Below are 11,810 nucleotides of genomic sequence, written 5' to 3'. Positions count from 1 at the left end.
TTGAAAATTAAAAAATTAATACAGAACTTTCTAGGGACTGAGCTTGAGAAGATCCACACCTTAGCTATTGGAAAGGCCACAAGTGTTGATAATGAGAAGATGATATGCACTATCGAGGTTCTTCAATACTTCAGCTTCCGTGGAGAACTCCATGAAGTTCCAAAGGTTTTCAACGTTCCTCTTACCCAGCCTCTCTGGGGAGGGCGGTATGTTATAAAAGCTCCTTTTCAGGAAGAAGACAAGTTTATCATAGGCTTCACAGAGGTAGATAGTTATGCGGCTGTCTCAGGAAATAACGTAAGGAAGCAGGAGACAAGAAGAAGGTATAGCCTCGATGACACTATCATTTTAGGCTATCTTCCAAAGAACGGATTCGATCGAGTTAAGGAATTTCAAAATGACCTCCTCCTTATAGACAGACAAACGGGCTATCACATAAGAATAGGAGATGAAGGGATTAACACTAAGGGTCCTTTCAACCACCAGGGGAGCATGGTTGTTAATGGCCCTCTAGGAGTCACTGAGGATATTACTGCAGGAGGTACTGTTACCTGTAAAGATGTGATAACCGAGAAAGGAAGCTACAATGGTCTGTGGGATGCTTACTATAACCACTTAAAATCTATGCACTAAGGAGGTAGAATGTGCAAGCTTTTTTAATGAAAGATGGAGACCTGGTCTTGGGTAGTAACAACCACCTTGTTAGAGCCACAGAAGTGGAGACGATAGCTCAGACAGCGGCTCATTGGATCGATACCAACCTGGGAGAAGACTATATCGATCCTCATGTAGGAATCAGGTATCTTGGCCTAGGAGGAGCTATAGGGAAGCCTATTAACCAGGTAACAATAGAACAAGAAATATTAACTGCCCTTCTCAATACAGAGGGTGTCAGAAGAGCGGAGATAAAAGAAACTGAATTTGATGAAGCCAGGAGGATTTATAAACCTGGTTACATTCTTTACTTAGAGGACAACACAGTCCTGGAAAGGGGGTAGTATGGGAGTAAAATACGGGGTCGTCCCAGGCGTGGGTTTTGTGAGAAAGACCTTTGACCAGCGAGTAGAAGACTGTATAGCAAGAGCCAAGAGTGCTTGGGGGAATAGCTGGGAGCCTCAAGAAACTGCAGGGGAATGGATGCTTATAAAAAACGTCCTCTATGAAGTAGACCAGGCTCACCAAGGGCAGCAAGAGCTCTATACATACATGGACGACGAAGCAGCTAAAGACAATATCCAGGATTCGAAATATAAACTGATAGGTCTTAAAAGAAAAGATAAGACTTATTCTTTTGTGGTTGTAAATTTCGTAGGGACTCCTGGTCACATTGTTAAAACAGGTTATTTAGCAAAGGATAGTGTAAAAAGCAAGGAGTATCAACTGACTGAAGATGTCACCTTTGATGCGAATGGTAATGGTTCTGGCCAATTTAAATCTCTGGAAAAGGGAGAGGACTCAAGAATCGACCCTGAGACTCTCACAATACCTATAACGGTAGATCCCGATGTAAATACTATAACAAATCTTCTCGCCTCCTCTGGAGGACTAGAAAATGAAACGAACGACCAATTCAGGGCAAGAAAGGAAAGGTTTCTTCAGGAAAGTGAGTCGAGTAATGCTCCTGCTATCCGGAATGCTGTACTTAACCTTGATTCCGTTTCAAAGTGTGAAACTTATGAGAACTATGAAGCAACTCGAATGGAAGAGTATGATCTTGAACCTGGGGAAACTCGGACTATCGTTCAAGGGATAAACTCTGAGGAAGTAGCCAAAGCTATCTTTAGCGTAGTAGCAGCCGGAATACCAACTGTAGGGCAATATAACTATGTTGTACAAGGAAAAAATGCACAACCAAAAAAAACATTCTTCGACTTAGCCATTAACAAAATTATCTATGCAAAGGTGGAGGTTTCAGAGTTGGCAGATGGCCAGACGTTAACTCCAGAGCTCCAGGACCAAATAAAAGCAATAGTCTTGGATTACTTTGCAAATCTGAATATAAAGCAGACAATTTCTGCCACTAAGCTTGCCTCTCTAATAACAAGCTCCATCAAGGAAATATTTGACTGCATGGTCTTCATTAACACCACTGAAGATTTTACTACTTGGATTAGATATATAAAGCCAGCTTACAACGAAATAGGATATACGGATATCGATAAGATATCGGTGATGAGTACATGAGAGATTTAAAGGAGTCTTTCAAAAAGAGGGTCCCCCTCTGGTTTGATACAGGGGACGAGAGCACAAATATGAAGATCTGGAGCATTATCCAGCCAGAGCTTGAAGAGCTCCACAATATCAATGAAGAGTTAAAGCAGCTACAAGATATAGATCAATGCTTTGGGAATTTTGTGGATATTCACGGCAAGAACATGGTGGAGAGTAGAAGAGGACAGTCCGATCCAACTTACATCAAGAGGATAAAAGGGAAATACCCTCGACTCAAAGCTAAGTCAGATCACAATAGTGTCTGCGAAGTTATCTCTGAGGTTCTTGGATGCGATATAGAGAAAATCAAGCTTTATTCTTTACAAAGCAGACACCTGAGAGTTGAAATTACTATATCAGACCTAACAAAAGAACAGGCCGAGGAGCTTGTCATATCTGCCAAAGCTCACGGAGTAATCGTTGATGAAATTATCATCACCGAGATAGACAATGTTTTCAGGTTTTCTCCTTCAAGCGAGATCATTTACAATTCTGAAAACGGGTTCAATGTTGGAAAGATCAGTTCAATACTATAAAGGAGGAAGGACACAATGTCTGATGAATTAAAGAATTTGGATTGGGATATAGACGGTTCTCACTCAATAGAACCACTACCCAATATAAAAGAAAATGGTTATCCCCAGGGGGCTGCTCCTCCTACAGAGAATTTCAACTGGATATTTAGAACCATAGACCGCTGGATAAAGTTTTTAAAGGGTGAGGTTGATGGCAAAGAGCCTGCTTTCAGTAAAAAAACAGCCTTTAATAAAGATTATGGCAACAAGGCAGGGACTATCATGGACGGAGCCCAGGGAACAGAGGTCAACCTTATTGATGGAGGGCCCTTGGCTGGTAAAACGACCTTATACAATACTCACAAGTACTATGATGTGGCCGGAGACTGGCACACACCTAAAGCTCCTACCCTTTCATGGGGAGGTGGAGGCACTCCAACAGGAGATTTGAGGCCTCCTACATGGAAGAACCACCAAGAACAATTAGAGAATTTGTATGTTCAGAGGTCGTGGAACATGGATGAATCCTCAATAGGTGAGTTTGTCGAATATGCACTCCCAATTGGAGTATCTGCAGCAACACATGGAATAGCAGGAATAACAGACAGAGGAACCTCAGGAGCTAGCCAAGCAACTTATAAGTATCATTTTCAAGGTAGCAGTATTTTTATAAAAGCTATTATGGTTCTAGGTAATGGAAGTACAGGGCTTGGATTCGATATAATTTTTATTAGGAAATAAATTCTAAATTTGTTTCCAAAGGAGGGAAAATGAAGATAACTTTATTGATATGGGTTCTATGCTCTCTTAGCTTCCTTTCAGGAGCTTGGTGGGCTAGTAGAAAAGGTTAAAAGGGGGAAGGATTTGAATAAGAAGTATTTTCTGTTTTCAAAGACAGAAACTGAAAATAATAATTGTGCAAAGCTTATAAGAGACTGCACTTTAACACCTGAGAAGTTTCAATCTTCTTGTGATAGTAAGTATGAGAAGATGTTCCAAGAATACGATAAGGGGTCTGAAGAACTTGTGAGTATATACAGCCCTGAGAGTCACTACGTGCATTACGGGACTCCACTGAAGCTTCCCAAGTGGGATGGAAAGGAAATAAGAGAGAAGACAACTGAAGAGGGGAAGATTGATGGCAATATCCCTCTAGTAGATGGAGAAAAGATAGAAGCAGGAAAGCTGGTGGTAGTTCCATCGCCTGGAGATGGGTATAAGTGGCACGAAGGAGCATGGATAACTGAGAGACAGTATGGGATAGATACAGGCAGCATAACCCTCGATAGTGAGAAGGAGGCAGCTAGGGTCCAGAGGGAGAAAGAATACACGGCTTATCATAAATTCACTAATAATCTATTTATGGGAGTGGAAGATCCAATCACCCCTCAAATAGAAGAAGAGATACAGGTATGGCATCAAGCCTGGAAGGATGTCCCAAACAACTATACCGATGTCACCATCACTATAACAGAATCTTATCCAACAAGGCCGGAAAAGTTTAATTATTATCAAGATTAGGAGGCAGCAATGAAAGTAGATGGAATTTGGAGAGAAGTACCTGCACTAAAAGGAACCTTCTGGAATAAAGATCCAGAAGAGACGATATTATTTGTGAATACTCTCAACTCTCCTACAGAAGAAGAGGCGAAAGATTTTCTTCCACTTGAACCAAGGAAAAGTGAGTATAGGTCAGTTTCTGTTAATAAGATTTGGGTCAAAACACTAACTGGAAAAGAGGTTGAATTATCAATCTCGGGTTTTATATCGAGTAACTCAGGAGATGGAAGTGTTCCCACTGAGCTTACTGAGCAAGTTAATGGGAACACGGAACAATTACAGAATTGTACCCAAGCTCTAGACAGCTCCATTGTGGCTTATATAGGTCCGCAGGGGATATCTGGGAATGTTGTCGGGGCGAACCCGATTAACGTTGGGGGTAACGTTATTGAAGGGGATGGGGTCTCCTTCGTAAAGTCTGAGGACGGGTTCGGTATAGGGGAAGGGTATGAAAATATTATCACTCCTCAGAATTATTCGACGAAAAGTACTGTTACAAAAAATGGGGCCGGGGACTACACTTTTGAAATTCTTGATCCCAATTCTTGTTATATCACTGTAGCTTCTCCTAACACTGTAGACGTTATAAGCACTTATTCATATGGTTTTTACTTCGATATGCCGGATAACATAACACTTTCTGCACATACTTGGACGGGAACTTTTGATGTAGATTCCGAGAAAGGTGAACTAACTGCTACAGGTGTTAATAATCAGACTGCTACTTATATTAAGATAGACGGGGCTATTGTAGGAGATAAGATAAGGATTAAGAAGGCAATATACTCTAAAACAGGGAACAAAGTACCATTTGTTCCCCACTCCTTCCGAGGAGGTGAGTTAGTTATAGGTGAGACGTGGGATAGTTTTTCTCATACGTTCATAAGCTATAATAAAGGCAATCAGAGTACTTCCGGTTATGTTCTTGATAACATAGAAGGAAGATACCATTCAACATCTAGTGGCTCTAACATAGGCAAAGATTATATTTGTATTATTTCAAAAGGGAAAATAAAAACTTATCACATTGGTGGAACAATGCAGGAAAGAGATGTATATAATTCTTCTCATTTCCAAGGATTAAAAATAAATAAATCATCCACGAATCCACTTAACGCTAATCCTGATTTAATATGTTTTTTAGCACTAGCAAGGGAATTAACAATCGAAGAGGAATTACAATTGATTGATATTATTGAAAGTGGAAACTACACACTTCCTCCACACTTGCAGGGTACCACATTCCCAATCGAGGGAATGGTCAGGCGTGGAGACAAATATGGAATTGTTAACCCATATGTCTTTGCAGCAGCAGAGAGACTACTGGCTTATACCGGAGAAGATCACGACTTCGAGGTGCTTGTAGAGGGTGAAAGTGCTCTTAAAGTTGTATCTGTGACAGCAGGAGTGAGTTCAGACCCTTCTGTGATAAGGGTAGACGGTAACGAGATCGTGGCGAATGTTAATCTTAAGAAGTTTAGAAGGATATAGGAGGGAGCTATGAGAGTATACAAGAAAAAAAAGATGGATCCACATTATAGATACCCCTCTTACATTCAGCTCTGGAAGTTGTTGGAGGAAGTAAGGGAGCCTGTGGAGGTAGAAGAGGGGGTAGTAGAGGAAAAGGTAACTGGATACTATTACGACACATTAGAACTACCTCACAGGATTGAGTTTGATCAGCTCAGAGAAGTAGACGAGGAAGGGAATGTAATTGTTGAGGATTATATTACAGAGAACCGTGAGAGCTTATTGGTAGAAGCTAGGGGATTAGAGCTTGAGGCTGCAAAATCAAAAAAAGAACTCGAAATCACGAACCACAGGGACAAGGTGAGAGCAGAACACCTTGTCGAGTGGGAAGGTCATAAGCAGAGAATAAGGAAAGAGGACACATCCGACCTGGATACGATTAAGACCCTAGCAGGAATTAACGGCAATCAATATTGGTTCTTTTCGGATAAGTCTGTGGAGCAGCTAACACCGGGCCAGATAACAAGCTTAGGGGACACTATGCATATAGCCGTGATGGAGCTATATAGAAAAGAAGCTGCTATGAAAACAGAGATTAACTCTATGCTGACAGTAGAAGAGGTACAGGCCTATTCTATAGCGGAGTTATGGGGACAAATCTAATTTTGTTCCGGTGTAGGGGAGAGATAATAAAAAAACTTATGAGGAGGGATTATGGTTTCATTAGTCCAGTTAATACTAGAAGATCCTACGAGGGGGCTTTTTGCCCTCCTCCTTCTGTTCTGCCTCCACCTTTGGAGAGAGCAGGGGAAAATAAAAACAGAGATTAAAAGTGTTGAGAGGATCCTTGATAAGAAAAAGTTAGATAGAGAAGACTTTGACATGTACAATGCCGGGCACTCTAAGGAGCATGAGGGCATTTTAGCACACCTGAAGACAGCCATCGAGCTGCTCAAAGGAGGAAAATAGATGAATAGATTAGGGAGTAGGAGTCATAAAAATATAAGTAATATAGATCCTAAGCTGGCTGTGATAATTGGAGCGGTCCTTGCGGAGGGGAATGTAGATTTCACCATCACCCACGGCTTCAGAAGCTTACAGGAGCAGCAGAGCCTATACGCTCAAGGAAGGACTAAGAAGGGGCCGGTAGTTACTAAGTGTGACGGTGTAAAAAAGAAATCCTACCACCAGACAGGGAAGGCAATAGACTTTATACCCTTCCCCTTTGACGGGGATTGGAATAATACAGAGCAGTTTAAGAGGGTAGGGGAGGAGCTCCTAAGGGTAGGAAAGGCTCTTGGTTATAACTGCAGCTACGGAGGCCACTGGAAATCATTTAAGGACTGGCCTCACTTCCAACTAGATTAGGAGGTATTATGATTAGTGAAGCGTTAAGATTAGGTAACACCATAGTAGATAAGCTCTTCCCAGACAAGGAGGAAGCAGCCAGACAAAAGATAAAGCTCCTGGAGTTGGAGCAAGAGGGGAAGTTTAAAAGTGAGGATCTGAGGTATGCAGCTATCATGGAGGAGGCAAGGTCTGCGGATAAGTGGACCAGCAGGGCAAGACCTGCCTTCATGTATGTAATGTACATTTTCATTCTCTCAGCTATCCCTATGGGGCTCTTATTTGCCTTCTCAGCAGATGTTGCTATCAATGTAACCAAGGGCGTCAAGATGTATCTAGAAGCTATCCCACAGGACCTCTATGATGTCTTTATGTGGTGTTATCTAGGGTATGGAGGGTACAGGACAATTGACAAAGTAGCAGTGAATAAAAAAAAGCTCAGGGAATAACCCTGGGCTTTTATTATCTATTAATTATTTTATACAAACCATAAAAAAATAAAATCACCAACAAGAATGGAGCACCAAACCCTAAGACTATTCCTGTATAATAGCCTATCTCCGCAGGGTTTATAAGAATAAAAGTTACCATTAACACCAAAAGTATAATTATTAACTTTTTCATTTCCCCTCCTAGTCTAGCTCTAATCCAACAAACACTCTGTCATATTATTCCGCTCCCAACTCTCCAGAGCAACCTCTCCCCCAAAGAAGTCAAGTTGATATGCGGTTATTACTTTCCCTCTTCTTCTTTTTCTTCCTGCCACTTTGAAAGGATTCTTTCAACCTTCTTCATATCCTTTTCAAAGGATTCTGCATTCTCATCCGATACTTTTTCAAGGGATACGGCTCTCCAAAGCTTAGAAACACTCTTATAAACTTTCTCAGTTTCTTTCGGATTATATACAGGTATATCTATTACAGGAGTAGGCACTAACATAACTTCTAACTCTTCTCTTGTAATGCCGTCATCAATAATAGATATTATACCGCTAAAGTCATTATGTCTATAAACCGAATCTATCACTTTCACCGGGAGGGTTGCCACAAAAGCTTTCCCTTTATCAGAATTTACAAGGGTATACATCTGGTGTCTTCTTCTATGCCTAAGGGCTGTCATTCTGTTGAAACCATTTCCTTCTAACCAGGCTACGTAGGTTCCATCATGTTGGTTTTTCCCGCCTAATTTTTGGAATACCTCTTCAAAAACCTTCCCTAAAGAAAGGGAAGTTTTGGCTTGGAGGGTTTGTAGTTCTATTGATTTTTCTAAAAGATACTTATTAAGACCCTCGTTATCTGTAAGATTAAAATCCCCTATCACTTCCGCTTGTAACACGATGTTACCAGCAGCAGGCTTCGGAACACTTTCTGTTTTTTTTCTAAAGCTACCCGATTGTTTCTTGAGCCTAGCCATTACGTCACTATTCATTTATAATCCCCCCTATAATATTCCCATAAATCTCCTGTAGAGGCTGTGCTTTCTTAGCTCCAGTTTCAAAAATAGTTTTACCTTTTTCTGATAAAGTTTCCTCAACTACACTTTCAGGTATAGGATCTGCCAAAACTACTCCTGTATCCGAAAAGAAACTATTAAGATCTTCATAGTATTTTTTATTTAATCTGGTATTTCTTACAAGGTTAGGGACCACTAGAGTGATTTTCTCTCCTTCTGCTTTATTTATAAGTCTCATAATACCAGCTGTACTTAGTTTGTCCAATTTTATTGGAACTATGATCTCATCTGTTATTTCTAATATCACATCATTCAAAACATTAAATACAGGAGCACAGTCTACAATAATATAATCATACTCCTCTTTGAACTTGTCAAAAGCTGCCTTTATTTTCTTTTTAAGGTTGTTCCCAAAAATATCAGTTTCCACAGGTAGATAGTCCAAATTCTCTCTTATTTTAATTTTAACGTCCTCGCCTGTTTGGATGTGATGTTTCAGACCTTTATCATCTTCAAACCATTTTCCGAGGAGAATAAGGCTGTCATTTTGTGCGTCTGAAGTTATCAGAGCTACTTTATTTTCCAAAAGGGCCAGCCCATGAGCTATATTTTTAGAAAGAGTTGATTTTCCTACTCCTCCCTTATTATTTTTTATAGTTACTATTTTTCCCATACTACTCCCCCATTATAGATTTTTTTAAAACTTTAACAATATAAGTCTTCTTTATTGTCATAAAGATTTTTTCATGCATTTTATCAAATTTTTTAGTATTTGTTTCAGTTATATATAGTTCTTTTGCTTTACCTTCAATTTCCTGTTGCTTATCTTTCTTCATATCCAAGAACATATTATATAATAGTTCAGTGGCTGGGTCACTCTGAGGCTCTGAGGCTGCCTCCTTGGATCCCTGAGAAGGTATCTCTTCTATTATCTCAGCCTCTAGCACCTCAGACTCTGTAGGAGTTTCTATAAGGTCTATCACTTCATCTTTTGGGCTATTTTTCATTATACCATTTATGTATTGGACTAATGTAGTCTTGATCTCTCCGGCAAGCCCCTTGTACAATTCTTTTAAAATAAAGATTGCATAACCTTCGCCTTCTTCTCTCAGTATCTTTTGTATCTTATTGTCAGCTCTTTTATTCCAAGCTTTTGATACATAGATATTCTTTTTAGCTTTTGAGATCTCCTCCAGTACCTTCTTATTGGATTCAAGTTTTTCCTCTCTTTCCTCCTTAGGGATAACTTTTAGTTCCTCCCCTTTCACTTGGGATTTCATAACAGGAAAAAATTTTATCCTACTGTATCTATTCTTTGGGATAAATTCATATTGAGTGTGGATCCCTGATGTTTTTTCAACCTCCTCCAGTGTAGGAGTAAGGAATTTCTTTACCAGGTTAGTTTTATTCCCGTAAGACTTAGGCAATGAAAAGAAATTAAACATTTCCTCTTTATTGAGCTCCACCTCTCCTCTTTTTAGGTGGTCCTTTAGTAAGCCGTACATTCTTATAGTATAGGTCCCAGTCAACTCATGAACTACTACTCCCTCTAGCGGAACATATACCTCAGGGATAAGGAGAAGTTCAAGTATCTCTCTGGGGATCTGATACACCAGCCAGGTCATATTATTTTTCTTATCATGAGTAAATCTTACTGAAGCCAGCAAGTTGGATACAACCTCAACATCTAGATTTTTTTTATTTATATAGTTGAACTCCAGGACTGTCTTAGCTGCATTCTTTATATCTTTCTTTAGCATGGTACTGTTGGTATTTATAGAATTAGCTAATGCAGTAAAATCTACTGTTTTAAAATCCAGATAATCTTTTATAGCAGTGTCCTTGCAATATCTCTTTATTTCTCCTATTATCTCATCCACTTCTTGGCTCGTTATTAAAAGTTGCTTTTGTCTATCTGCAACTTTTGTTAAAACCCCGTTTTGAATATTGGAGGTCAACCTTTTGATTTCATCTTCATTGTTAGTTTGTGCTAGTATTCCCTTCTCCTGGAACTCTAGAACCTCATTAGCTACTTTTGTCAAAGCCTCAGTATCGAACTCAGAATGTTCAATTCCATATTGCTTTTTATTGCTAAAGGCATTCTCAAGCAAGTGGTCATATTTATCCTGGGAGACTCCAAGATCTTTCATTTTTTCGGTAAATCCCTCTTTAAACTTTTTTCTTAAATCCTGTTGGGCTCTTAATAGGAGGGCAAATATACTTTTTTCTACCCCAATTTTATAGTACTTACCTTCTTTTAATTTAAAGGTGGTTAAAGCAGAGTGTTGATTTAATACGGTTTCTTTTTTCTTCTTAGAATTATTAATCATAACAAACTCCCTGTTTGTAGTTTTAAAGTTTTAAAGTTCTATAGTTTTCCGACCCATCTAGCCCTTATTTTTAAAGCCCGGATGAAGTCAAAAGCAACTTTCTTTAACAGAAAAACAACTTTTAATAACAGAGAGACAACTTTTGTTAATTCAAAAGCAACTTTTAATAACATATAAGCAACTTTTAATAATTCAATAACAACTTTTATTAACAAGTTATTCTATCTGCAACTTTCTTTAAAACCCTCTTATGAAACACTATTAATTATAGCCTTTTAGACTATGAAAAACAACTTTTTTTAAAACCTTTCAGAGGTTTTTTACAACTCCTTTAATTTTGGGAAGAAAATAGAGTTATTAAAAGTTGCTTTTTAAATAAAAAGAGCCCTTCCCAGGGCTCCTAACTTCCACAAAATTGAATTTGTTTACGTTCCTTTAAACCACTTATCAAACTCTTCTTCAAAGTACTTTTTAGATTTCTCATCATACTCTTGAGCTGTTTTTTCATCTATTCCAAGAGCTCCTATCGCTCCACTATCTAAACAATTTGATAAAAAGCTATATATCCTCATATATCCCATTCTACCAGTGTCTTGTCTAAACTCTTTAAGCTCTATAAGCCATTCTGCCAGCTGCTTATGCTCTAATGAGCATTCACTACACTCTGACTTAGAAACTTCCTCAGCGTGTCTAATAGCTTCATCTAGCGTCATTTTTCCCACTCTTCTCTACCTCCCCCCCTCCGGTGGGATCCCACCGGATAAAATTGAAATTTGTTCCTATCCTTCGTGTATATTCCCTATAATTTCATATCTTGTATGACCATGTTTTGATTCTATTGTGTTTATCCAAGGGATTTGTTTTAAATTTTTATAACTTATGCAAAACCCATTTCTCCAATAAATTACGGTTGCTTCCTGAACTC

16 protein-coding genes are annotated in these 11,810 nt (G+C 39.1%); 11 read left to right on the top strand and 5 right to left on the bottom strand.

The window, feature by feature from the left end:
* From QMG11_RS16340 to QMG11_RS16290, 11 genes are all read left to right on the top strand, one after another.
* Window positions 1-633, top strand: a complete 633-nt coding sequence (locus QMG11_RS16340) for a hypothetical protein (protein WP_281837391.1) — start codon at window positions 1-3, stop codon at window positions 631-633.
* An 11-nt stretch (window positions 634-644) separates the two neighbouring features.
* Window positions 645-998 carry a contractile injection system sheath initiator gene (locus QMG11_RS16335; protein WP_281837390.1) on the top strand — a complete coding sequence of 118 codons (354 nt, stop codon included), beginning with the start codon at window positions 645-647 and terminating at the stop codon, window positions 996-998.
* Between the two features lies 1 nt (window position 999).
* Window positions 1,000-2,184, top strand: coding sequence for a baseplate J/gp47 family protein (locus tag QMG11_RS16330; RefSeq protein ID WP_281837389.1), 1,185 nt, complete (start codon window positions 1,000-1,002; stop codon window positions 2,182-2,184).
* Entirely contained in the window at window positions 2,181-2,747 is a 567-nt protein-coding gene (locus tag QMG11_RS16325; RefSeq protein WP_281837388.1) for a hypothetical protein, read from the top strand. Before QMG11_RS16330 ends, QMG11_RS16325 begins: the two co-directional genes overlap by 4 nt.
* A gap of 15 nt (window positions 2,748-2,762) precedes the next feature.
* Window positions 2,763-3,467: a hypothetical protein gene (locus QMG11_RS16320; protein ID WP_281837387.1), complete on the top strand. Its 705-nt coding sequence runs from the start codon at window positions 2,763-2,765 to the stop codon at window positions 3,465-3,467.
* Window positions 3,468-3,590: 123 nt separating this feature from the next.
* Window positions 3,591-4,247, top strand: coding sequence for a hypothetical protein (locus QMG11_RS16315; protein WP_281837386.1), 657 nt, complete (start codon window positions 3,591-3,593; stop codon window positions 4,245-4,247).
* A gap of 9 nt (window positions 4,248-4,256) precedes the next feature.
* Complete coding sequence (locus QMG11_RS16310) at window positions 4,257-5,777, top strand: hypothetical protein (protein ID WP_281837385.1); 1,521 nt, start codon at window positions 4,257-4,259, stop codon at window positions 5,775-5,777.
* 9 nt (window positions 5,778-5,786) lie between these two features.
* Window positions 5,787-6,419, top strand: a complete 633-nt coding sequence (locus QMG11_RS16305; RefSeq protein ID WP_281837384.1) for a DUF4376 domain-containing protein — start codon at window positions 5,787-5,789, stop codon at window positions 6,417-6,419.
* 51 nt (window positions 6,420-6,470) lie between these two features.
* Entirely contained in the window at window positions 6,471-6,725 is a 255-nt protein-coding gene (locus QMG11_RS16300; protein WP_281837383.1) for a hypothetical protein, read from the top strand.
* Window positions 6,726-7,124, top strand: coding sequence for a M15 family metallopeptidase (locus tag QMG11_RS16295; protein WP_281837382.1), 399 nt, complete (start codon window positions 6,726-6,728; stop codon window positions 7,122-7,124).
* 8 nt (window positions 7,125-7,132) lie between these two features.
* The gene (locus QMG11_RS16290; protein ID WP_281837381.1) at window positions 7,133-7,552 is read left to right on the top strand and encodes a 3TM-type holin; all 420 of its coding nucleotides are present in this window, start codon (window positions 7,133-7,135) and stop codon (window positions 7,550-7,552) included.
* A gap of 13 nt (window positions 7,553-7,565) precedes the next feature.
* Here QMG11_RS16290 and QMG11_RS16285 read toward each other — a convergent pair whose 3' ends face one another.
* The 5 genes from QMG11_RS16285 to QMG11_RS16265 all read right to left on the bottom strand — a co-directional run bounded on the left by QMG11_RS16285 (window position 7,566) and on the right by QMG11_RS16265 (window position 11,607).
* Window positions 7,566-7,727, bottom strand: a complete 162-nt coding sequence (locus QMG11_RS16285) for a hypothetical protein (RefSeq protein WP_281837380.1) — start codon at window positions 7,725-7,727, stop codon at window positions 7,566-7,568.
* A gap of 108 nt (window positions 7,728-7,835) precedes the next feature.
* Window positions 7,836-8,531: a hypothetical protein gene (locus QMG11_RS16280; protein WP_281837379.1), complete on the bottom strand. Its 696-nt coding sequence runs from the start codon at window positions 8,529-8,531 to the stop codon at window positions 7,836-7,838.
* Window positions 8,524-9,228, bottom strand: coding sequence for a ParA family protein (locus QMG11_RS16275; RefSeq protein WP_281837378.1), 705 nt, complete (start codon window positions 9,226-9,228; stop codon window positions 8,524-8,526). The genes QMG11_RS16280 and QMG11_RS16275 overlap by 8 nt, the downstream gene beginning before the upstream one ends.
* 1 nt (window position 9,229) lies before the next feature.
* Window positions 9,230-10,885, bottom strand: a complete 1,656-nt coding sequence (locus QMG11_RS16270; protein WP_281837377.1) for a replication initiation protein — start codon at window positions 10,883-10,885, stop codon at window positions 9,230-9,232.
* Between the two features lie 425 nt (window positions 10,886-11,310).
* Window positions 11,311-11,607 carry a hypothetical protein gene (locus QMG11_RS16265; RefSeq protein ID WP_281837376.1) on the bottom strand — a complete coding sequence of 99 codons (297 nt, stop codon included), beginning with the start codon at window positions 11,605-11,607 and terminating at the stop codon, window positions 11,311-11,313.
* Window positions 11,608-11,810 lie beyond the last annotated feature (203 nt).

The sequence above is a fragment of the Propionigenium maris DSM 9537 genome, assembly GCF_027925155.1.
Taxonomy (GTDB): domain Bacteria; phylum Fusobacteriota; class Fusobacteriia; order Fusobacteriales; family Fusobacteriaceae; genus Propionigenium; species Propionigenium maris.
The sequence above is the reverse complement of the archived record's forward strand: the minus strand, read 5'-3'. Positions and strand labels throughout refer to the sequence as shown.